The sequence below is a fragment of the Sulfitobacter sp. genome, assembly GCF_036961165.1.
GTDB lineage: Bacteria > Pseudomonadota > Alphaproteobacteria > Rhodobacterales > Rhodobacteraceae > Sulfitobacter.
This window is the reverse complement of sequence record NZ_JBALVJ010000059.1, coordinates 1-21,783: the sequence shown is the minus strand read 5'-3', so window position 1 is coordinate 21,783 and position 21,783 is coordinate 1. Positions and strand designations below refer to the sequence as shown.

Here is a 21,783-nt window from a genome sequence, read left to right as displayed (position 1 = left end):
ATGCATCTTAGCCAAGCCGCAAAACTGTCCTAAAAAGCAGGACCACTTCAGTCGCCTTCGGGATCGCCGACATACGTTTCATCAATGAAATCAGCGCCAGTTGTGCCTTCGACGATGTAGTTCGGTAGCGGAATACCAATGGCTTCGAGGGCAAGTGGATCGCTAAATGTGCTTGCTGATACGCCGACCAGCGTGATGCTTTCACCGTTCGGGAAGATCAGGATTGCGTCGCCTGTTCCGTCACCCACGGTGTCCGAAACTGTGACATCATCGGTGTTCACCAATGCCCCGCTGAGATCGCTCATACCGCTCACGTCGAGCTGGTCAACGCCAGTCCAGACGCCAAGACCGTCGACGGTAGGCGCAGCAAAGCCGGAAACGCTATCGGTGCCCGATCCATCAGCAAGGACAATCGTATCCACGCCACCGCCCAGCACGATGTTCTCGATCTCCAGGAATGTCGCTGTGCCGGTGCCGTCCGACACGCTGCCTGTTTCGGGGTTCGCGGATGTCAGATCAATGGTCAGCGCATCGGTGACCGCGCTCAGATCCAGCGTATCTCCGGTTGTCTCACCGGTCTCACCGCCTGAGACTTGATCATTGCCAAAGCCGTTTTCAAGCACGGTCAGGTCGTCGCCGTCACCGCCCGAAATGGTATCATCACCGGTGCCGCCAAGAAGGGTATCATTGCCAATGTCGCCATTCAGACTGTCGGCATCCGCCCCGCCGTCGATGCTGTCATCGCCGCTGCCGCCTGCAATGGTGTCCATCTCGGAGCCACCAAGAATGGTGTCAGCCAGATCACCGCCGAAAATCAGATCGTTGTTGGCTCCGCCATCGATATAATTGTTACCGGTCGAGACATAGATTTCGTCGTTGCCAGCGCCGCCCAGCAGCGTGTCATTGCCAGCATCGCCAATCAGAGTGTCATTGCCGCCGCCGCCCTCAAGGCTGTCGTTGCCATCATCGCCGTCAAGAATGTCGGCCCCTTCGCCGCCTAGCAGCGTATCGTTGCCGCCCTGACCAAAGACCGTGTCATTCCCATCGCCTGCGATGACGATGTCATCGCCCAGCCCCGCCTCGACGCTGTCATTTCCGATACCTGCGTCGATGGTGTCATTGCCCGTCTCAGACCGGACAGTATCGTTACCTGCGCCCGCCTGAATAGAGTCGTCGTTGGACCCGTCCAGCGCATCGCTTGCGTCGATCCTGTCGCCTTGGGGATCAAGAGCATACCCAATATCAATGATATCGTCCCCGGAGGTACCCTCAACAATGTAGTTGAGGGGGATATCCGCTTCGGTTGTGATAATGACATACCCGATGTCAACGTTGCCCGCCCCATCGACGACCGCATAGGTAAACGGCTCTGAACCAAGATCGTTGTCTGACAGGATGGTCAGCGTGTTATCAGCATTGAGCGTGATTTTCTCACCCGTTGGCAGGGTAACTGTCTGCCCAACGGCAACAGCGTTGCCGTTGATCTCGGTGATAGTGAGACCGGCACCCGTGGTGTCGATATCGTTGGCCAGGACATCAACAGTCGTCGCGGTATTTGCCTCGATCGTGATTTGATCATCAAAGGCAAGCGCAACACTCTGGACGCTGTTCGCTGCAATCAGAACGTTGGAGTCGTAAAGCCCGTCCCCGCCATCAGCCAAGGCGATGCGCAAGGTATTCGGACCAGTAGAGCTTACCGGCGCCTTAATCGACAACACAAGCGTGGTGCCGTCCATCTCAGTGTTATAAGTATCCGCAGCAACCGGGTTATCGAGGTACAGGTTCGACGCAGTGGTGCTGTTGACTGTGTCAATCGAAACAACGCCGCCCGGAACCGGACTAAATGGCACATATATGTCATTGACCCAAACGCCAAACGCATCATTCACACCGCCGTTCACATATTCCAGATACTCCTCTGACGAGAAGGTAAAGAGCATCGTGATATAGTCGCCGGTGGTCGTGAACGTGGTCACTAGAACAACAGCGTCCTGCGTCAACTGGCCCGTGACAGCATCAAGCTGCGTGTCGCCGGCTGTTAAATTATCGGTGCTGGCGCCACTTTCAGTAGTGTTTGTGTTGGTTGTGCCGTCGGAATTGGTGAAATCGGCCGCCTGCCCAGTCGACAGAATAACGCCACTATCACCAGGTGCGATCCCACCCAAAGTGGCGTCCGCACCTGTATAGGTCGCTGAAGCCCCAGCCGCGCCAGTGAGCGTTGCGTTGGTTACGGTCACAGCATTACCGAAAATCGTCTGGGCAAGCGTGATCGCGTCAGCGCCGGTGTTGATATTTAGTTCTGTTGCGTTCGGCATGCAGCAATCTTCCAATCATACACCCCGCCACTTTTGGCAGGTACTCGTTCATGGTCGGAAGATGGCAGTCAAATGGGGGCTTACCGCGGCTACAAGTTGATTAAAATTAGACACGCTCAAGCCGAAAGAAGGGTATTTTACACGCAAGAGTAGGTAAATTGCGGCATATATCAACCTGAATGTAATGGTAGATCAAAAAAACGATACAATTGGTTTGCCGCTGGCAAGCACCTGCAAAAAACACGCCCCGCTTATGTGTTGTGAAAAAGGCGGCTCTTTTGGCTGTTTCACCCTCGTTCAAGCAAGAGCTAGACGGCTGTTTGACACATCACCGAAGGGCTATCCCGCGCAACCTGAGAGCCTCCCAAACGACAAACGGTCAGGGTCAATCGACGACCCGATCGAACCCCATCAAATAGCTTAGCGGCGCATGATCGTCCGTCAGAATGCGCGCTGCGTGCCGTTCAACGATGCTATCCACAAAGCCTGTAGCAAGCACTTGAAATCGCGTCAGGTCCGGTGCGCGGGCGTCTATTGCCGACAGCGCACTGTCATGCGCGCTTGCAAGCAGGACAAACACTCGCCGTTCCCCCGATTGAGGAGGGCCTGCTGCGGTCCAGACTTCGACGCTGGGAAAGACCTCACGCAGGGTCGCAACCACCGCCGAAAGCGCGGCAAGGCTATCGACGCTGTCAATCAGGTTCATCGCATAGACACCATCCGGCGCAAGCCGCGCCGAGACGAGCTTGAAGAACTCACGCGTCACAAGGTGCTCAGGCACCGCGATGTCGGTAAAGGCATCACCCACGATCACATCAAACTGCTTGTCGCTTTGGCGTAAAGCCATGCGGGCATCGCTGTGAAGGATCGTCACAGTCGCGGGATCAAACCAGAAATCATTGATCGCAGCGGCGGTCACTTCGGGGTCGATCTCGGCGATGGTGACTCCGCCGATGCCTCGGTCTGCCCATGCTCTGGGGACCGAGTATGAGCCCCCCCCGATGTGAAAGGACGTAAAGGCCGCTGGCCCCATCCGCATACGCGGCAGGGCATCCAGCATCGCCGCGTGTGGGGTGAACATCACGCGCGGCGCGTCTCTGGCGCTGATGCCGTGTGCCAGATGATCCACCACCATCAGGCGGACCGGATCAGTAGGGTCATCCGATAATTCAACTGTTCTGATGCAGTAATAACTGCTTTCGCGATCACATATTGCAGGCAAGCCCAGCGCGCTTATGCCGATCAGAAAAGCAATCGCTATGCCAATCAGTGGCGATATAGTCGCGCGCCGCGATCCGCCACCCAGCCAGAAACACATCAGCGCAGCAAGCGCGTAAATGGCGGCGATGATCAGCAAGGTTGTCACCGACCCCAGCAAGGGCACAAAGACAAACCCCGCCATCAAGGTGCCGACGATTGCGCCGATTGCGCCGACGGCAAACATTGCGCCCAGCGCACGTTCTGACTGGGTGCGGCCGCGCATAGCGGCCACAGTCAGGACGGGTGCAGGAACACCCGCAAACAGAGATGGCAGGAAAAACGCCAGCATACTTAACGCTGTAATGGCCACCAGTGGATGCACATTTCTTTCGACAACGGGTCCGGCAAAGGTGCGCAACAGCAGCGTCGCCCCAGCGGTAAAGATCGCGGCGGCGATCATCGTCCATGCGGTTTTCCGCAGCGCCTGCCCTGTGTCGCGCGCAGCAATGCGTCCCCCCCACCAATGCCCGACCGAAAAACCCGCAAGTACGACTGCAATGACGGAGGTCCAAGTATACAGGCTCATCCCGACATAGGGTGCTATCATCCGGCCCGCGACGATCTCAACCACAAGACTGGATGCCGAAATAGCGGCCTGCAGAAATATCAGCAGCCAAAGAGGGATAAGCGTGGGGGAGAGTTGTTTTTCCATTTGGGATGAAGGTGCTTGCCCCGCGAAATTCCGTCAATAGAGATTTGCGCTTTAAGCCAAGTTTTTTCAGCCAAATATCTCGTCCCTAAGGGACCCAATTTTTTCATGAACCCTGCGCCATATTTGTCTGAGTGCAGTCCGATGAATGACACCCACATCGCCCCGCCCTTCGAATTCGCATCGTCTTTGACGAAGAAGAAATAGTCGGGCCCGCTAAGGCCGAATGATTGCAGCGGATTGCGGTCACAGGGTCAATCGCTGCGGCGGTGGCGCTACTCTGACAGATACAGGCCACGCCGCGCTGGCCGAATACCGCCGCGCCGAAGCCGCATGTCCAACAGCTCTGGTCCATGTTACGGGATATGTCCAACAAGAAATAACGATTGACCTTCAACCACCCCGTCACTGATATGTTTGGCGATACATTTCCAAGGAGCCTTCATGACTGCTCGTCTGCTTTCTGCAGTAACCACCTGCCTGCTAAGCCTCTGGGCTATGAGCGCTCCGGTACGCGCAGCAGACATCCCGATCATTGCTGCGGCGTCTGATCTCCAGTTCGCAGTGACCGAAATTGCGGCAACCTTTGAGGCCCAGACGGGATACGCCGTGCGGCTGAACTTTGGCTCAACCGGGAACTTCGCGCGTCAGATCCGCGAGGGCGCGCCGTTCGATGTTTTTATGGCAGCAGACGAAAGCTATGTTCTGGATTTGGCGCAGGATAGGCTGACCCGCGATGATGGCTTCGTCTATGCGGAAGGTCGTATTGTGCTGATCGCACCGCACGGCTCAGCGCTTTCGGTGGATGACGGGATGAATGGCCTTGCGGATGCATTGGCGCAGAGGCGCATCACCCGCTTCGCTATCGCCAATCCAGATCATGCCCCCTACGGCGTCCGCGCGATGGAGGCGCTCAAGCACCGCCAGCTTTGGGAGCCGCTGCAACCGATGCTGGTGCTGGGCGAAAACGTCAGCCAAGCCGCCCAGTTTGCAACGACCGGCAACGCCGAAGGCGGGATCATCGCCTATTCTCTGGCCCTTGCGCCGCAAGTGTCGGCGCTTGGCACCTACGCGCTTATCCCTGCCGATTGGCACGCGCCGCTGCGCCAGCGCATGGTCTTGCTCAAGGACGCCGGACCTGAGGCCGAGGCGTTTTACACATTCATGAACAGCCCGCAGGCCCGCACCATCATGGAAACCTACGGTTTTAAGCGGCCGGAGGAATAGCGGGTGGACTGGGCCGCCCTTTTCGTCTCACTGCAACTGGCCGGCTGGACTGCTATCATCCTGCTGCCAGTGTCGATCTTTATGGGGCGCTTGTTGGCGTATCGCAGGTTCGCGGGCAAGGGTCTGATCGAAGCGCTGGTGATGCTGCCGCTGGTTCTGCCGCCCACTGTTCTGGGATTCTATCTACTGGTGTCGCTGGGGCGCAATTCATTTGTCGGCGCATTGTGGCAGGACCTGTTCGGCCAGCAACTGGTCTTTACGTTTGAAGGGCTGGTGCTTGCCTCGGTTATCTTCAACCTGCCATTTGCCATCCAGCCCGCCCAGCGCGGATTTGAGGCAATCGCACCAGAGGTCCGTGAGGCAGCCGCCTGCTGCGGCCTGTCCCCCCTGCGCAGCCTATGGCGGGTGGAACTGCCGTTGGCATGGCCCGGCGTGATGACTGCCATGGTGCTGACCTTCGCCCACACGTTGGGCGAGTTCGGGATTGTGCTGATGGTCGGCGGCTCAATCTCGGGAGAGACCCGCACCATTGCCATCGCCATCTATGACCGCGTGCAAGCTTTTGATACCCACGGGGCTGCGGTGATGTCGGCAGCATTGGTTGCAATATCACTGTTCACCATCGCGCTCACATACTGGCTCTCCGCCCGCGTAGGACGGCGTTTGTCATGACGCTGGAGGTGATGGCAAAGGCCAATGGTCCGATCCCTCTGGACGTCGCGTTCAGTGTCGCCCCCGGCGAAGTGTTGGCTCTAGTCGGGCCCTCTGGCTCTGGCAAGACTACGCTTTTGCGCAGCATTGCAGGCTTGTGGCATCCAGACACCCTGCGGGTTGTGGTGGATGGCGAGGTCTGGACTGATACAAAAGCTGGCCTTGATCTGGCGCCACACAAGCGGCGCGTTGGCATGGTGTTCCAGAACTACGCGCTTTTCCCGCATATGACGGCGGCGCAGAATATCGCCACGGCGATTGACCATCTGCCGTCCATCCAGCGCGCGGCAGAGGCGCTGCGATTGCTTGACCTTGTGCAACTGAATGATCTCGCCGATCGCAAGCCCGCGCAGCTTTCAGGCGGACAGCAACAACGTGTGGCCTTGGCGCGCGCGCTGGCCCGCCAACCCGCAGCGCTTTTGCTGGATGAGCCGTTCTCGGCGGTAGACCGCGCCACGCGCGAGCAGTTACAGGCGAGCATCATCGGCTTACGCGCGTATCTGTCGATGCCCACCATCCTTGTCACCCACGACATGAACGAAGCGCAGCTTTTGGCGGACCGCGTGCTTGTAATACGCGATGGGCGCGCCGTGGCTCATGGCCCGACCGCCGAGGTCATGTCAGACCCGCATGCCCTGCGCACCATGGGCATCCGCGAGGTCGCTGCTTTGCTGTCAGCTCACGTGGCCGAACAAGAAGCGGACGGTATGACACGCCTTGCCACAGCGACGGGGCCGATCTGGCTGCCACGGATTGACGCGCCCGTTGGTGCGCGTGTCAGGGTCCGCATTCTGGCCCATGAAGTGATCCTAGCGCGCGAGCGGCCAACCGGACTTTCAGCGCAAAACATTCTGCCAGCAATCGTCAGTGATATCCGCCCCGGTGATGGTCCCGGCGTAATGGTGCAGCTTGCCATGGGCGAGGACCAAATCCTTGCGCGCGTCACCCGCCGCGCGGTTCAGGCGCTTGCGCTTGAAGTGGGCAACGAAGTGCATGTCATCCTCAAGGCGATGTCGGTCGCTCGCAACCAAATCGCAACACAGACGCCGCAACCGAACTGATCATTGCCCCTTCTTGCAAATCCCCCTGCTGACGCAGTCACTTTTCTCTGGCAATTCCACGCAGCTTTCGGGTTTGCTTTTCCGGACACTCTAAAGGCACACAGGCAGACATATGGCAGACTATGACTACATCATTATTGGCGCGGGATCGGCGGGTTGTGTGCTGGCGGAACGTCTGAGCGCATCTGGCCGCCACAAGGTGCTCGTGCTTGAGGCCGGCGGGCGCGGACGCTCGCCCTGGATCGCGCTGCCACTAGGGTATGGCAAAACCTACTTCGATCCGGCTGTGAACTGGAAATACCAGTCTGAACCCGAAGAGGCGCTCGATGGGCGCACCGGCTATTGGCCGCGCGGCAAGGTCGTTGGCGGATCGGGCGCGATAAACGCATTGGTCTACGCACGCGGTTTGCCGCATGATTTTGATGACTGGGCCGCCGCGGGTGCCACCGGATGGGATTGGACAGCAGTGCGCGAGACGTACGACGCGATGGAAACCCAAGTTGGCGCTGATGGCAGTCGCACAGGCAGCGGACCGTTGCATGTTCAGGATGTCTCGGACCAGATCCACAAGGTAAACCGCCACTTCTTTGCCGCTGCCAAAGAGCTTGGCCTGCCACAAACGACTGATATCAACGGGGCGCAGAATGAGGGCGCCGCCGCCTACCGGATCAACACCAGCGGCGGTCGTCGGATGCATTCCGCGCGCGCTTATTTAAAACCCGCGCTTAAGCGGCCCAATGTGACCCTGATGACCGGGGCCATGGTTGAGCGGATCGTGTTTGAAGGACGCCGCGCGACAGGTGTTCAACTGCGCCATAAAGGCAAGACGTTAACCCTTCGCGCGGGGCGCGAGATCATCTTGTCCGCAGGAACGGTCACCTCTCCGCGTATCTTGCAGCTATCAGGGATCGGACCTGCACAGACACTGAACAAACACGGCATATCGCCAGTGCTGGACGTGCCGCATGTGGGCAGCAATCTACAAGACCACCTTGGTATCAACTACTATTTCCGCGCCACTGAGCCGACACTTAATAATGCGCTGCGCCCGTTTCATGGCAAGGTCCTTGCTGCCCTGCAATACGCGCTGAAGCGGCGCGGGCCGCTGGCCTTGTCGGTGAACCAGTGCGGTGGCTATTTCCGCTCTGACCCGACGCTTACGCATCCAGACCAGCAGCTTTATTTCAACCCCGTCAGCTATACTACCACGCCGAGCGACAAGCGCAGCGTGGTGCAGCCCGACCCCTTTGCGGGGTTCATCATCAGCTTTCAACCATCACGCCCCACCAGCTGCGGGCGCATCGATATCAGCGCGAATGATCCGGACGCGCCGCCGCTCATCCGGCCCAACTCACTCGCCACTGAGGAAGACCGCGCGCAGGTCATGGCGGGCGGTCAGTTGTGTCAGCAGTTGATGAACACTGCCGCGCTTAAGGAGCTTGTAAAAAGCCCCATGAAGCCGGACCTATATCACCTGACACCCGATGATATCCTTGCCGATTTCCGCAAGCGTAGCGGCACCGTGTTTCATCCCGTTGGCACGTGCCGCATGGGGCAAGATGCGACCACTTCAGTTGTAAGCCCTCGCTTGCGCGTGCATGGGATCGACGGACTGAGGGTGGTCGATGCCTCTGTCTTCCCCAACATTACGTCTGGCAATACCAACGCGCCAACTATGATGCTGGCGCATCGCGCATCGGATCTCATACTGGAGGACGCCTCATGAGCACACCCTACTCCGCTTCCGGCGCTGTGCCGGTCAGCTACGATCTCGGCGCCAATGACACCGGCCTGCGCACCACAAAGATCGAGACGTTTTGCACCCCGCTTATCGGTTTTGTCCGCGTCACGGCCGAGGACGGCAGCACAGGCTGGGGTCAGGTATCGACCTACAACAGTGATCTGACCTGCGAAATCCTGCATCGTCAGGTGGCACCTTGGGCGTTGGGGCGCGGGATGGATGCGCTTGAGGCCGTCCTAGCGGAAATCCCGCTGCGGGAGCATAAATATCCGGGCACCTATCTGCGCCGTGCGATGGCGGGGCTTGATACCGCTGTCTGGGACTGGCGCGGAAAGGTGGCGGGTAAGCCGGTAGCGGCGCTGCTGGGTGGCTCAGCAGGGCCATTGCGGGCCTATGCCTCATCCATGCGGCGCGATATCACCCCGCAGCAGGAAGCTGAGCGGTTGATCAGGCTGCTTGACACCAGCGGCTTTGACGCGTTCAAGGTCCGCGTCGGGTCGGAATGCGGACAGGACCGCGACGAATGGCCCGGCCGCACGGAAGAGATCATCCCGACCATCCGCACCGCCCTTGGGCCAGATACCGCGCTGCTGGTTGATGGCAACTCTGGCTTCAGCGCCACCCGCGCCATTGAAGTGGGTAAGATGCTGGAGGATCAAGGCTACGAGCATTTCGAAGAGCCCTGCCCCTATTGGGAGCTGGAGCAAACCGCCGAAGTCACCCGCACCCTGACGATGGATGTTGCGGGCGGCGAGCAGGACTATGACTTGCAACAATGGAAGCGCATCATCGCTATGCGTGCCGTGGATATTATTCAGCCTGATATCCTCTATCTGGGCGGCATGGCGCGCAGCATGGAGCTGGCACGCATGGGTCAAGCCGCAGATCTACCCTGCACGCCCCATTGCGCCAATCTGTCATTGGTGACGCTTTTCACCATGCACTTGATGCGCGCGATGCCAAACGCAGGCCGCTATCTGGAGTTCTCCATCGAAGGGGATGACTATTATCCGTGGCAACGCGATCTTTTCCGCACTGACCCTTACACCGTGAAGGACGGCAAAGTTCAGGTAGCCGAAGCGCCCGGTTGGGGGATCGAGATCAATCCCGAATGGCTTGCACGATCAAACTACAAATGCAGCGAGAGCCCCTAGTTCGTGCGGGACCTACAGGGCTAAATCGTCTTTCAGTACGGCTTTTGAATAGTTGGCTTTGTCGGCTTTACGCTTGATCATGCCGCGCTCCATTACGACAAAGCTGTCGCCCTGCTGAAAGGCAAAGTTGGCGTTCTGCTCAACCAGTACAATCGCCATGTCTCCCTGCGCACGCAAAAGCTGCAAGGCGTCCCCGATTTGCTGGATCACGTTGGGCTGGATGCCCTCGGTTGGTTCATCCAGCAGCAACACACGCGGGCGGGTGATCAGGGCGCGGGCGATGGCAAGCTGCTGCTGTTGGCCGCCTGACAGATCGCCGCCGCGCCGCGCCTTCATCTCTTGCAGGACGGGGAACAATGCGAATATCGTGTCGGGAATGACGTGATCGGACTTTGGTAGGCAGGCGAAACCTGTCTCGAGGTTTTCCAACACGCTCATCATCGGGAAAACCTCACGTCCTTGCGGAACATAGGCGATGCCCGCACGTGCTGCGTCCACAGCCGAGGACAGCTTGATTGCCGCGCCGTCCACGCTGACCGTGCCGCCTGCCACCGGATGCCGTCCGGCAATGGCCTTAAGAAGGCTGGTTTTGCCCACACCGTTGTTGCCGATCACCGTGGTGATGCGGCCTTTGGCTGCGGTCAGGGAGATATCGAACAGGATTTGGCTCTGCCCGTATTTCAGGTCGAGGTTTTGAACATCAAGCATTTGCACGCCCCAGATAGACTTCGATCACACGTGGGTTCGAGGTGACGTGGTCAAGGTTACCTTCAGCCAGAACAGAACCTTCGTGCAGCACAGTGACTTTACAATCAAGGCGCCGGACGAACTCCATATCATGTTCCACCACCACCACAGCGCGCGTTTGCGCAGCACGGCGCAGGATGTCGGTGGTCTTTTCGCGTTCCTCCACCGTCATGCCTGCCGCGGGTTCGTCGACCAGCAACAAGCGCGGTTCCTGCGCCAACAACATGCCGATCTCCAACCATTGCTTTTGACCATGGCTTAACTCGCCCGCGCGGCGAGTGAGGCTATCGCTCAGGCCGATCTCCTCGGCGACTTCCTCGATCCTTGCGGCGTTCTTGGCGGTCTTTTTGTGCATCAGCACAGCAAAAGGCCCGCGCGGGTTTTTCAACGCCATCGCAAGGTTCTGCCGCACGGTCTGTTCTTCGAACACGGTGGGTTTCTGGAACTTTCGGCCGATCCCTTCCCGTGCGATCTGGCTTTCGGACATGCCAAGCAGAGAGATGTTGCGCTCCCCCCAAATCACAGTGCCTTCATCGGCTTTGGTCTTGCCGGTAACGATATCCATGAACGTGGTCTTGCCCGCCCCATTTGGCCCGATGATGGCGCGCAATTCGGCGGCGGCAAAGTTAATCGACAGGTTGTTGATCGCACGAAACCCGTCAAAGCTGACGCTCACGCCCGAGACTTCAAGCAGCATGCTCATTGCGGTTTCCTCACCAGATAATCAAACAATCCACCGATGCCCTTCGGGAAGAACAAGGTGACAGCGACGAAGCTGAAGCCAAGCAAGACCAGCCACCAATCGGTCCATTGGACCGTGTAAAAGCCCAAGTTGATGTTGGGGGCGCCACCGCCGGTGAACCAGCTCGACAGAAGCGACACGAATGCCGCGCCGATCACAGCCCCGTAAAGCCGCCCGCGCCCGCCAATCGCAACCCAGACAGCAAGGTAGATTGACGCAATGGGCGCGATTTCACCGGGGTTGATAATGCCTGCTTGCGGGTAGTAAAGCGCGCCGGCGATGCCTGCTACTATGGCCGTGATGGTGAAGATGAATAGCTTGTAGCTTTCGACATGATAGCCAAGAAAGCGCACGCGCGCCTCGTTGTCGCGGATGCCTTTCACGACACTGCCCATCTTGCCCGAGACGACCCATGCGAAGAACACATAGCCCACCGCCAGCGCCGCCGCCGAGGTAAGGAAGAACACGATCGATATGGCGGCCTGCGGCGTGTCCTCAAAACCGGGGATGTTTTGGAGGCCGGACAGGCCGTTGTTGCCGCGCAGCCCGCTATCATTCTGGAAGAGGTAAAGCGAAAGTGCCAGCGTCATCGCTTGGGTCAGGATGGACAGGTAAACGCCTGTAACGCGGCTACGAAACGCCAGCCATCCAAACACTAGCGCCAAAAGACCAGGGACAACGACGACCATGGTAAGTTGCAAAAACAGGCTGTCGGCAAAGCTCCAGATCAGGGGGAAATCCGCACTGCCGACCAATCCGAAAATTTGGTTACCGATGGCGTCAGAGATTTCTTGCGGCGTGGCTGGAATGGTCTGCGTGGCGAGATTGTCGAGCACGATCCCTTCGGTGCGCGCATACATTAGCCACATGCCGATGGCATAGCCGCCGATCCCGAAGAAGGCGAAATGTCCAAGGCTAAGGATCCCGCAATAGCCCCAGACCACGTCCATCGCGATGGCAACCAGACACAGGCACAGGGTCTTGCCCAACACTTTCACAAAGGAGGTCGAGATCAGACCAATGCCCGTCACCTCTGACAGCATCGCCACACCAAGGCTGAAGATACTAAGGGCCGCTAGGAACCATAGGACGGACGGGTTTTCCGCGATAAAGGTATTTTTCATGGGATCAATCCGCCGCCGCGCGACCTTTGAGGGCGACAATGCCCTTTGGCCGGAACTGGATAAACAGGATAATGAACAAGATCATATAGGTCTGCGCCGCCAATGTGTTGGAGGGGTTGAGCCACTCAATCCCCTTTTGCAAAAAGCCGATCATCGACGCCCCCGCCAGCGTGCCCCAGACGTTTCCAACTCCGCCAACAACCACGGTCATGAAGCTTTGCACGATGTAGTCCGCGCCCATCTCGGACGTGACTTTGGCATAGAGCCCGATGGCCACGCCTGCGATGCCCGCGATGCCAGAGCCTAGGCCGAAGGTCATCATATTGATCCGGTCGGGGTTGATGCCCATGCTTGCCGCCATGCCGGGGTTTTGCGTGACCGCACGTACTTCCAGACCCAGCCGCGTGCGTTTGAGCACAAACAGGATCAGCGCCAGAAAAATTCCAGCCAGCACAAAGATCGCAATGCGGATATAGCTGATCTGGATCACGTCAGAAAACACCAGCGCCCCGTCCAGCCATTCGGGCGACGTCAGCGGGCGTGCCTGCGTGCCAAATATGTTCTTGGCCAACTGCTGCAAGGCAATTGAAATGCCGAAAGTGGCCAGCAAAGTTTCTAGCGGGCGGTGATAGAGGTGGCGGATCACCAAACGCTCCATCGCCACGCCTGCCCCGAAGGTGATGGCAAAGGCCAACGGTAGAGCGATGATGATCGACAGCGTGTAATCGGGCACGAACAGCTGCACGACATAGCCAGTGTAAGCGCCCATCATAATGAATTCCCCATGGGCCATGTTGATCACTCCCATCACGCCAAAGGTGATGGCAAGCCCGATTGCAGCAAGGAAATAGATTGAGGCGAGCGATAGCCCGTCCAGCGCCAGATCAACCGACTGCGCCCAACCCACCCGCACCTCAACGGATGACAATGCGGCCTCAGCTGCGTCGGTGATTTGCGGGTCGGCTTCGTCATATTTGGCGTAGAATACATGCGCTGCCAAAGCGGCGTCGCAGTCTGCGGCGGTAACAAGCGGCGGGACCAGTCCGGATTCAGCCAGTTTCGCATAGGCAGCGTTGCGTGCCTCATCAGTGCCGAGCTGCGCCACTGGCACATCCCCCACGCGCGCCCCTTGTATATTGGCCTCAAGCGCTGCACGGATGGTCTCCGGCGACGTGCGCATCGGTGCGAGGCCTGCGGCGACAAGCTCCGCATAGGAAGCATCCGGCGTCTCTAAAGGGTCAATGAGGCGGGCAATATTGCCCTCGGGCGCGGTCATTGCCACGCCGGTTTTAACGCTCAGTATCTGGTTCAGCACGGCGCGGGCTTCAACGCTGGTATCTTTGGACAGGCTATTGATCGCAGCGATCCTGTCTTGCGGGTTATCGCCAAAAATCGCCTGTAGCAGGTTGGCCAATTGCACCTTGCGGGCTTTCAACGCGCTGTCTGTCTCGCTCTCGACCGAGGCCAGAAGCGGGCCAAGCTGGTCAGCCTCGGGCCTGCGCGCGATAGAGGCGACTGCCGTTTCGCGCCGCGCTAGATCGGGATCGCTTAACTGGAATTGCACGAGGGCGGTGCCGATCACACGGCGCACGCCGCCGTTCGGTTTGAGTTGGGTGAATCCGTCCTTCGCTTCGGTACTTTCTGCCCTTGTATCGACATCGCGCAGGGACAGATCATCTCCCTTCTCGCGCGCGATGAAAAACATACCATCATCGCGGCGCCAAACATTCTTGTCCGACCACTGTTCCAGAAACGTGGTGACCTGCGGCAAACCGGAGGCAACCAGATCGTCCAGCACAACACTTACTGAATTGCGCGATGGTTTGGACAGCTCGTCGGCGTGGGTTTGTAGGATTTTTTGCAGGTCTTGGGCCTGCGCGCTAGCCACAGTGGCGAAGCAAAAGGCAAGGGCCAGAATGAGGGGGCGCATAGGGCGGAACTTTCGGTATTTAGGGATGCGCGGGGCCCAAAGGCTCAGGCCCCGCGCGGCGTATTTTAGTAGTTGGAAGTCAACTGCACGCAGGTCTTGGTTTCGGTGTTGTACATGCCACAACCGAGGTCTTTCCAATCGGAGGTGAGGACCTTTGAAGCAGGCAAGAAGTCTGTCCACGCATCACCCGGCACCTCAGCCGTCTGGGAGATGATGTCGAACTGACCCTCGGCTGTGATCTCACCGATCAGGACCGGCTTGGCCAAGTGGTGGTTCGGCAGCATAACGGCCGTGCCACCTGTGAGGTTCGGGAATTCCTGCCCGTACATCGCAGTGCGAACGGCATCCACATCGGTGGTTCCTGCCGCCTCAACCGCGTTCACCCACATGTTAAAGCCGATGTAATGGGCCTCCATCGGGTCGTTGGTCACGCGGTCTTCGCCAGCGAATGTTTTCCATTCCTTGATGAACTCGGCGTTGGCAGGTGTGTCGGCGGACTGGAAGTAATTCCACGCCGCAAGGTGGCCGACAAGGTTGGAGGTATCCAGACCCGAAAGCTCTTCTTCACCGACAGAGAACGCCACCACGGGGATGTCATCAGCCGAGATATCTGCTGCTGCAAGTTCTTTGTAGAAGCCGATGTTGGCGTCGCCGTTGATGGTCGAGATCACGCCCACCTGTTTGCCGTCCGCGCCCAGCGCCACAACGTCACCAACGATGGTCGCCCAGTCGGAATGGCCGAACGGCGTATAGTTTACAAAGATGTCTTCCTTGGCGATACCCTTATCCTGCAGGTACTGCTCAAGAATATTGTTTGTTGTACGCGGGTAGACATAGTCAGTGCCCAGCAGTGCAAATTTCTCCACGCCCAGTTCTTCAAGGAAGTAGTTCACCGCCGGGATCGCCTGCTGGTTCGGGGCAGCACCTGTGTAGAACACGTTTTTGGAGCTTTCCTCACCCTCGTATTGCACCGGATAGAACAGCAGACCGTTCAGTTCCTCGATCACTGGCAGCACGGATTTGCGTGAAACGGAGGTCCAGTTGCCAAAGATAACGTCAACATTGGACACGGTCAGCAACTCGCGCGCTTTTTCAGCAAAGAGCGGCCAGTCGGAGGCCGGATCAACGACGACAGGCTCAATCTGGCAGCCTAGCACACCACCGGCGGCATTCTGCTTTTCGATGAGCATCAGCATTGTGTCTTTGAGCGTCGTCTCGGAAATCGCCATAGTGCCGGAAAGCGAATGCAGCACACCGACTTTTACCGGATCTGCGCATTCGGCAGCAGCAAGCGAAGTTGTCCCCAAAAGGACTGCGAGGGAGAGAGAAGAGAGCTTCAACGTCATTATTTTATACCCTGTTGTCGCCGCGCACACTTTTAGGGGCGCCAAAAGCACTTCCCAAAAGCGACCTGAACAGTGTAGCCAGAGTACGCAGCAGTGTTGTTGCCGTCGCGTAGAGGGAGAAGTCTTCCCGGACGCCCTTCTACGCGGCACTTTTGCCCGATGTGGGCAGGGTCAGTTAGACCCAGCACGAAAACCTACGCCACGATTCACGATGCTTGAGCCGTCAGGCAACGATGCTTGCCAAAATATTGGGCAGTAATTTCTTTGGTCGCTCACTATTTAATCAGCGACAAGACCCTTCAGGCCTTGGCAGGCGGCACGCGATAAGGATCAAGGCTGGCCTCGAACGCTTCGATGAATTCCAGCACCGCCATTGAAGGGCGCATCAGTTTAGGCCGCAACAGCGACAACCGGTGCGGCAATGTTGGCGCGAAAGGGCGCAGTTGCACAGCCTCGGAGGCGATCTTTTCCGCATCCAGCTCGCTCACTACTGCTACGCCTACACCCTGCGCAACTAATGCGCAGGCCGCTGTGAACTGGCGGATTTCGACCAACGTGGAGATTTGGCAGTCTTGGGATGTGAATATATCAGAGAGGCTTTTGAAAAAGGCGCTGTCGCGGCGGGTGTGGATGATCCGTTCACCATCCAGATCGGCTGGGGTCACAACCTTGCACGCTTGCAGGCGGTGTCCAGTTGGAAAAATGCAAACGGTGCGCACATCGATATCTGTGCTCTGCACAGCCGGATGCCCTTCAAAGTTGTCCGTAATCCCGAAATCGAACTGCTCTCCTATGATCCACTCAAGGATGCGTTCGGGGCGGTCGGGTTCGATGGTGATACTCAGGTTGGGACGCTCCTTCAGAAAATGCGCGACCACTATCGGCAGGTGGCTTGTGGCAAAGCCTGGCAGACAGGTAATTCGGATATGGCCTGCCTTGCGCTCTGTGATGCTTTGGCTAGCCTCACCGATTTGCTCCATCAACTCTAACACCCGCTGGATGTCGGGCTGCAAGAACCGTACCTCTTGCGTCGGCACCAGCTGCCCTTCACGGCGGTCGAACAAGGCAAACCCGAAGAACTGTGCAAGGTCAGACAAAAGCCTGCTGGTGGCGGGCTGGCTGATGCCCAAATCTTTTGCGGCACGTGTCACAGAACCGTAACGAACTGCGGCCATAAGGGCCTCGAGCTGACGCAAACGCGGAATCTGTTTCACGATGAAAAGACCTTTTATGAAGAACACCGCACCCATAGCATGGTGTTATTTTTTTTCAAAATTTTGTGGTCTTGAATTATAGCAGAGCCAGTGTATCGTTTCGAAGTAGAAAAGCCGATGCAAGTCAGTGACTCAAAGCATCTCATGACACGTCACCATTATGGTGAAAGGGAGGAACTATGAAGAAATCATTAATCGGCGCACTTGCCGTATCCACAATTCTGTCACCCATCGCAGCGATGGCCCAGACCGAGGTGCAGTTCTGGCACGCCTTTACAGGCCGTCTGGGCGAACTGGTCGCGACACAGGTTGAAGAATTCAACGCCAGCCAAAGCGATTATGTTGTCGTGCAAAGCCACAAAGGCAACTATTCCGAAACACTTAACGCCGGTATCGCTGCGTTCCGCGCAGGTGAACAGCCCCACCTCCTGATGGTGTTCGAAGTTGGCACAGCCACGATGATGGCCGCCAAAGGCGCTGTCCGCCCTGTGTATGAAGTGATGGCTGAAAGCGGTGCCGAGTTTGACCAGAGCGCCTATATCGGCGCGGTCAAAGGCTACTATACGTCCACAGACGGCGACATGCTGTCCCTGCCCTTCAACTCTTCCACACCTGTGCTTTGGGTGAACCGCGATGCAATGCAAGCTGCAGGCGTTGATCCGGACACCGATCTGTCCACATGGCAGAAGGTCCGCGAAACGCTGGACGCGCTCAAAGCCGGCGGCGAAGAATGCCCGCTGGTCACCGCATGGCAAAGCTGGATCCACCTTGAGAACCTGTCTGCCTACCACGACGTGCCTTTCGCTTCCAAAGACAACGGCTTTGCCGGTACCGATACCGAGCTGATGTTGAACGGCGAAGCACAGGTCGCGCACCTGACAGCGATGGGTGAGTGGGCCAAGGACGGCAAGTTCATCTACACTGGCCGCCGCAATGAAGGCGGCGCGAACTTCCGCTCCGGCGAATGTGCGCTCTTCACCGAAAGCTCGGCTGGCTATGCGGGCATCAAGTCCGAAGCAGAGTTTGAATTTGACGTGCGTCCTCTGCCTTACTGGGAAGGCGTCGGCAACAGCCCCCAGAACACCATCATCGGCGGCGCGTCCCTGTGGGTTATGGAAGGCCATGAAACTGAAGAGTACAAAGGCGTGGGCGAATTCCTGAGCTATCTGTCCTCCTCCGATGTTCAGGCTAAATGGCACCAGGACACCGGCTATCTGCCGATTACAACGGCTGCGGGCGAAGCCACCCGCGCTTCCGGCTTCTATGACGAAAACCCCGGCACCGATGTGGCTGTAATCCAGATGACAGCAAACGAGCCAACAGCGAACTCCAAAGGTCTGCGTCTAGGGTCCTTCGACCAGATCCGCGGGATCATCGACGAAGAACTGGAAGCTATCTGGGCAGGTGACAAATCCGCTCAGGAAGCTATGGACAGCGCGAAAGAGCGTGGCGATGCCTTGCTCCGCCGCTTTGAAGCTGCAAATCGCTAACTAACACGACCAAAAGCAGGCCCCACTGCGGGCCTGCTTTTCATTTCTTGGGGCATATTGATGGAAAAACGCGTTATCTTTCGCGGATGGCTACTGCCTGCGCTGCTGATCGCACCGCAAGTCTTGGTCTCTGCGGTATTCTTTTTCTATCCGGCGGGTCAGGCAATCTGGCAATCGCTGTTCATCCCTGATCCCTTTGGCCTATCCTCACAGTACGTGGGCTTGGGCAATTTCGAATATCTGCTGGGCGACAAATACTACCGCGCGTCTTTTGTGACCACGGCGATCTTTTCGATCCTTGTTACCTTGTGTTCCATGGTCCCCGCACTGTTTCTGGCGGTGCTGGCGGATCGGCTGATCAAGGGCTCCGGCGCGTACCGCACAATGCTGATCTGGCCCTATGCGGTGGCCCCAGCAATTGCGGGCGTGCTGTGGCTGTTCATGTTCAATACCCGTGTGGGCGTGGTGTCATGGTACCTTGGCCAGCTTGGCTATGATTGGAATCACGTGCTCAACGGCAGCGAAGCGATGGGCCTTGTTGTCGTCGCCTCAGCTTGGGGGCGCATCAGTTATAACTTCTTGTTCTTTTTCGCAGCCTTACAAGCCGTCCCCAAATCGGTAATCGAGGCGGCGGCGATTGACGGCGCGCGGTTCTGGCGGCGGTTCTGGACGATTGTCTTGCCGCTGCTCTCTCCCACAACGTTCTTCTTGTTGGTGGTCAATGTGGTCTACGCGTTCTTTGAGACCTTCGGCGTCATCCACACGATCACGGCGGGCGGCCCGCAACAATCGACGACCATCCTCGTTTATAAGGTGTTCTCTGACGGCTTTGTCGGTCAGGATCTTGGCGCCTCATCGGCCCAATCGGTGATCCTGCTTTTCGTTGTTGGCCTACTGACCATCATCCAGTTTAAATTTATAGAAAAAAGGGTGCATTACTGATGGCCCGTGAAATCCATGGCATGGTCGAAAAGCGCGGGGTCGGCCTGTGGCTGACCCACGTATTCATGATCTTCGGCGTTCTGGTGATTTCCTTCCCGATCTGGCTCGCCTTTGTTGCGTCGACTGTGACGCAGCCCGAAATCGTCAAGCCGCCAATGCCGCTGTGGCCGGGTGACCAGTTCGTTGAAAACTACACCAAGGCGCTGTTCTCCGGTGTGAACGTGCCGGTGGCAACGATGCTGTTCAACAGCCTTGTGATGGCGATGGGGATTGCCATCGGCAAGATTGTGATCTCGCTGCTGTCCGCTTTCGCCATCGTCTACTTCCGTTTTCCAGGGCGGAACATGTTCTTCTGGATGATCTTCCTGACGCTGATGCTACCGGTCGAGGTACGCATCGTGCCGACCTATGAGGTTGTCGCGGGCTTTGGCATGCTCAACAGCTACAGCGGGCTAATCTTTCCGCTGATCGCCTCTGCCACAGCGACGTTCCTGTTCCGCCAGTTCTTCCTGACCATCCCTGATGAACTGGCCGAGGCCGCGCGTGTGGACGGCGCCGGTGCGATGCGGTTCTTCTGGGACATCGTCCTGCCCATGAGCCGCACCAACATCGCCGCCCTGTTCGTGATCCTGTTTATCTATGGCTGGAACCAGTACCTCTGGCCCCTGCTGATCACCACAGACCCCGAAATGAACACCATCGTGATGGGCATCAAACAGATGTTCCCGTCGGGCGATGACGTGGCTGAGTGGCCTGTGATCATGGCAACGTCGATCCTTGCAATGATCCCCCCTGTTATTGTCGTAGTGAGCATGCAGCGCCTGTTCATTCGCGGCCTTGTTGATAGCGAGAAATAGTACATGGCAACCGTTACCCTCAAAGACATCAAGAAAAGCTTTGGCAAAACGGATGTGATCCACGGGATCAGTACCGAAATTGCCGAGGGCGAGTTTATCGTTATCGTCGGCCCCTCTGGCTGCGGCAAGTCCACACTGCTGCGCATGGTTGCGGGGCTTGAGACCATCAGTTCGGGCGATATTCTGATCGGCGGAGAACGTGCCAATGACAAGGAGCCAATGGACCGTGACATCGCGATGGTATTCCAGAACTACGCGCTTTATCCGCATATGTCGGTGCGACAGAACATGGGATACGGCCTCAAGGTCGCGAAGCTGCCCAAGGATCAGATCGACGCCAAGGTGAACGAAGCCGCGCGCCTGCTACAGCTCGAAGCGCTGCTTGACCGCAAGCCAAGGGAGCTTTCGGGCGGGCAGCGGCAGCGTGTGGCCATGGGTCGTGCGATTGTGCGCGAACCGGCCGTGTTCCTGTTTGACGAGCCGCTCTCGAACCTAGATGCGAAGCTGCGGGTGCAGATGCGCCTTGAGATCAAAGAGCTGCAATCAAAGCTGGCCGTCACCTCACTTTACGTGACCCACGATCAGGTCGAAGCGATGACAATGGCTGACCGCATGATCGTGATGAACGCAGGTGTAGCCGAACAGATCGGGACACCGCTTGAGGTCTACGAGACCCCCCGCACCCTGTTCGCGGCGCAGTTCATCGGCAGCCCTGCGATGAATATCATTGATGCCCGAGTGCAGGGCGGCAAGGTCATGCTAAACGACCGGCCCGTGACCGATGCGATTGGCGCGGATGGCCCTGTAAAGCTGGGCGTGCGGCCAGAACACCTTGAGCGTGACGATACAGCCCCCCTTTCGGTGACCGTACAGATGTCAGAGCCGTTGGGCGCAAACACCCTGCTGCATGGTCATGTCACCGGCACGGATCAAAGCTTTACCGTGAGCCAGCAAGGGGTCCACCTGATGGCTGACAACCGCCACGACCTGCGGTTCCGCATCCAGACCGGCAAGGCGCATCTTTTTGATGTATCGACAGGACTCCGACGCACTGCCTAGCGCAACGGCTTCTTCCATACGCACAATGGCCCGCACAGTTGCAACGGCTGTGCGGGCCTTACGATTTGAGGGACGCTCAAATTCCGTGTTGGCAATCTTCAGGAGGACATTCCCGGTCAGTTTTGCAAAACACCATACGATGTCTAGCGTCGGCTCTTAGCGGCGATTTTAACGGGTCGACGCAACACTTTAGTCTTTAGCCAAAGATGGAGTG

At 57.8% G+C, this 21,783-nt stretch carries 17 protein-coding genes; 9 read left to right on the top strand and 8 right to left on the bottom strand.

Features of this window, described 5'->3' with window-relative positions; translation table 11 throughout:
- Positions 1–47: 47 nt before the first annotated feature.
- Both V7730_RS17900 and V7730_RS17895 read right to left on the bottom strand, forming a co-directional pair.
- Positions 48–2,315 (bottom strand): choice-of-anchor L domain-containing protein, encoded by a 2,268-nt coding sequence (locus V7730_RS17900; protein WP_335748956.1) that lies wholly within the window; start codon positions 2,313–2,315, stop codon positions 48–50.
- Between the two features lie 385 nt (positions 2,316–2,700).
- Complete coding sequence (locus V7730_RS17895; RefSeq protein WP_335748955.1) at positions 2,701–4,227, bottom strand: fused MFS/spermidine synthase; 1,527 nt, start codon at positions 4,225–4,227, stop codon at positions 2,701–2,703.
- 441 nt (positions 4,228–4,668) lie between these two features.
- On the opposite strand from V7730_RS17895, the gene modA reads away from it, so the two are divergent.
- The 5 genes from modA (at position 4,669) to V7730_RS17870 (ending at position 10,118) form a co-directional block, all read left to right on the top strand.
- Positions 4,669–5,451 carry a molybdate ABC transporter substrate-binding protein gene (modA, locus tag V7730_RS17890; protein WP_335748954.1) on the top strand — a complete coding sequence of 261 codons (783 nt, stop codon included), beginning with the start codon at positions 4,669–4,671 and terminating at the stop codon, positions 5,449–5,451.
- 3 nt (positions 5,452–5,454) lie between these two features.
- Positions 5,455–6,123 carry a molybdate ABC transporter permease subunit gene (gene modB, locus V7730_RS17885; protein ID WP_335748953.1) on the top strand — a complete coding sequence of 223 codons (669 nt, stop codon included), beginning with the start codon at positions 5,455–5,457 and terminating at the stop codon, positions 6,121–6,123.
- On the top strand, positions 6,120–7,223 hold the full coding sequence (modC, locus tag V7730_RS17880; protein WP_335748952.1) for a molybdenum ABC transporter ATP-binding protein: 1,104 nt from the start codon (positions 6,120–6,122) through the stop codon (positions 7,221–7,223). The genes modB and modC overlap by 4 nt, the downstream gene beginning before the upstream one ends.
- 112 nt (positions 7,224–7,335) lie before the next feature.
- Entirely contained in the window at positions 7,336–8,949 is a 1,614-nt protein-coding gene (locus V7730_RS17875; RefSeq protein WP_335748951.1) for a GMC family oxidoreductase, read from the top strand.
- Positions 8,946–10,118: a mandelate racemase/muconate lactonizing enzyme family protein gene (locus V7730_RS17870; protein ID WP_335748950.1), complete on the top strand. Its 1,173-nt coding sequence runs from the start codon at positions 8,946–8,948 to the stop codon at positions 10,116–10,118. Before V7730_RS17875 ends, V7730_RS17870 begins: the two co-directional genes overlap by 4 nt.
- Positions 10,119–10,130: 12 nt before the next feature.
- Here V7730_RS17870 and urtE read toward each other — a convergent pair whose 3' ends face one another.
- From urtE to V7730_RS17840, 6 genes are all read right to left on the bottom strand, one after another.
- On the bottom strand, positions 10,131–10,826 hold the full coding sequence (urtE, locus tag V7730_RS17865; RefSeq protein WP_335748949.1) for an urea ABC transporter ATP-binding subunit UrtE: 696 nt from the start codon (positions 10,824–10,826) through the stop codon (positions 10,131–10,133).
- On the bottom strand, positions 10,819–11,568 hold the full coding sequence (gene urtD, locus V7730_RS17860) for an urea ABC transporter ATP-binding protein UrtD (RefSeq protein WP_335748948.1): 750 nt from the start codon (positions 11,566–11,568) through the stop codon (positions 10,819–10,821). Before urtD ends, urtE begins: the two co-directional genes overlap by 8 nt.
- Positions 11,565–12,731: an urea ABC transporter permease subunit UrtC gene (gene urtC, locus V7730_RS17855; protein WP_335748947.1), complete on the bottom strand. Its 1,167-nt coding sequence runs from the start codon at positions 12,729–12,731 to the stop codon at positions 11,565–11,567. The genes urtD and urtC overlap by 4 nt, the downstream gene beginning before the upstream one ends.
- A gap of 4 nt (positions 12,732–12,735) precedes the next feature.
- Positions 12,736–14,661, bottom strand: coding sequence for an urea ABC transporter permease subunit UrtB (urtB, locus tag V7730_RS17850; RefSeq protein ID WP_335748946.1), 1,926 nt, complete (start codon positions 14,659–14,661; stop codon positions 12,736–12,738).
- A 65-nt stretch (positions 14,662–14,726) separates the two neighbouring features.
- Positions 14,727–16,007 carry an urea ABC transporter substrate-binding protein gene (gene urtA, locus V7730_RS17845; RefSeq protein WP_335748945.1) on the bottom strand — a complete coding sequence of 427 codons (1,281 nt, stop codon included), beginning with the start codon at positions 16,005–16,007 and terminating at the stop codon, positions 14,727–14,729.
- A 299-nt stretch (positions 16,008–16,306) separates the two neighbouring features.
- A complete protein-coding gene (locus tag V7730_RS17840) occupies positions 16,307–17,221 on the bottom strand; it encodes a LysR substrate-binding domain-containing protein (RefSeq protein WP_335748944.1) in 915 nt (304 codons plus the stop codon).
- 179 nt (positions 17,222–17,400) lie between these two features.
- Here V7730_RS17840 and ugpB point away from each other — a divergent pair, with 179 nt between their 5' ends.
- Genes ugpB through ugpC form a run of 4 tightly spaced genes read left to right on the top strand, consistent with a single transcriptional unit; the run spans position 17,401 to position 21,569 of the window.
- The gene (gene ugpB, locus V7730_RS17835) at positions 17,401–18,711 is read left to right on the top strand and encodes a sn-glycerol-3-phosphate ABC transporter substrate-binding protein UgpB (RefSeq protein WP_335748943.1); all 1,311 of its coding nucleotides are present in this window, start codon (positions 17,401–17,403) and stop codon (positions 18,709–18,711) included.
- 60 nt (positions 18,712–18,771) lie between these two features.
- Positions 18,772–19,653 carry a sn-glycerol-3-phosphate ABC transporter permease UgpA gene (gene ugpA, locus V7730_RS17830; RefSeq protein WP_335748942.1) on the top strand — a complete coding sequence of 294 codons (882 nt, stop codon included), beginning with the start codon at positions 18,772–18,774 and terminating at the stop codon, positions 19,651–19,653.
- 20 nt (positions 19,654–19,673) lie between these two features.
- On the top strand, positions 19,674–20,510 hold the full coding sequence (gene ugpE, locus V7730_RS17825; protein ID WP_335748957.1) for a sn-glycerol-3-phosphate ABC transporter permease UgpE: 837 nt from the start codon (positions 19,674–19,676) through the stop codon (positions 20,508–20,510).
- 3 nt (positions 20,511–20,513) lie between these two features.
- The gene (gene ugpC / locus V7730_RS17820; RefSeq protein ID WP_335748941.1) at positions 20,514–21,569 is read left to right on the top strand and encodes a sn-glycerol-3-phosphate ABC transporter ATP-binding protein UgpC; all 1,056 of its coding nucleotides are present in this window, start codon (positions 20,514–20,516) and stop codon (positions 21,567–21,569) included.
- Positions 21,570–21,783: the final 214 nt, after the last annotated feature.

What these genes read in the sequence shown, in the direction of transcription:
- V7730_RS17875 (WP_335748951.1), top strand. Translation starts at nt 7,336, where the DNA reads ATGGCAGACTATGACTACATCATTATTGGCGCGGGATCGGCGGGTTGT.
- modA (WP_335748954.1), top strand. Translation starts at nt 4,669, where the DNA reads ATGACTGCTCGTCTGCTTTCTGCAGTAACCACCTGCCTGCTAAGCCTC.
- modC (WP_335748952.1), top strand. Translation starts at nt 6,120, where the DNA reads ATGACGCTGGAGGTGATGGCAAAGGCCAATGGTCCGATCCCTCTGGAC.
- ugpA (WP_335748942.1), top strand. Translation starts at nt 18,772, where the DNA reads ATGGAAAAACGCGTTATCTTTCGCGGATGGCTACTGCCTGCGCTGCTG.
- urtA (WP_335748945.1), bottom strand. Translation starts at nt 16,007, where the DNA reads ATGACGTTGAAGCTCTCTTCTCTCTCCCTCGCAGTCCTTTTGGGGACA.
- V7730_RS17870 (WP_335748950.1), top strand. Translation starts at nt 8,946, where the DNA reads ATGAGCACACCCTACTCCGCTTCCGGCGCTGTGCCGGTCAGCTACGAT.
- urtD (WP_335748948.1), bottom strand. Translation starts at nt 11,568, where the DNA reads ATGAGCATGCTGCTTGAAGTCTCGGGCGTGAGCGTCAGCTTTGACGGG.
- urtC (WP_335748947.1), bottom strand. Translation starts at nt 12,731, where the DNA reads ATGAAAAATACCTTTATCGCGGAAAACCCGTCCGTCCTATGGTTCCTA.
- V7730_RS17895 (WP_335748955.1), bottom strand. Translation starts at nt 4,227, where the DNA reads ATGGAAAAACAACTCTCCCCCACGCTTATCCCTCTTTGGCTGCTGATA.
- ugpB (WP_335748943.1), top strand. Translation starts at nt 17,401, where the DNA reads ATGAAGAAATCATTAATCGGCGCACTTGCCGTATCCACAATTCTGTCA.
- urtE (WP_335748949.1), bottom strand. Translation starts at nt 10,826, where the DNA reads ATGCTTGATGTTCAAAACCTCGACCTGAAATACGGGCAGAGCCAAATC.
- ugpE (WP_335748957.1), top strand. Translation starts at nt 19,674, where the DNA reads ATGGTCGAAAAGCGCGGGGTCGGCCTGTGGCTGACCCACGTATTCATG.
- V7730_RS17900 (WP_335748956.1), bottom strand. Translation starts at nt 2,315, where the DNA reads ATGCCGAACGCAACAGAACTAAATATCAACACCGGCGCTGACGCGATC.
- ugpC (WP_335748941.1), top strand. Translation starts at nt 20,514, where the DNA reads ATGGCAACCGTTACCCTCAAAGACATCAAGAAAAGCTTTGGCAAAACG.
- urtB (WP_335748946.1), bottom strand. Translation starts at nt 14,661, where the DNA reads ATGCGCCCCCTCATTCTGGCCCTTGCCTTTTGCTTCGCCACTGTGGCT.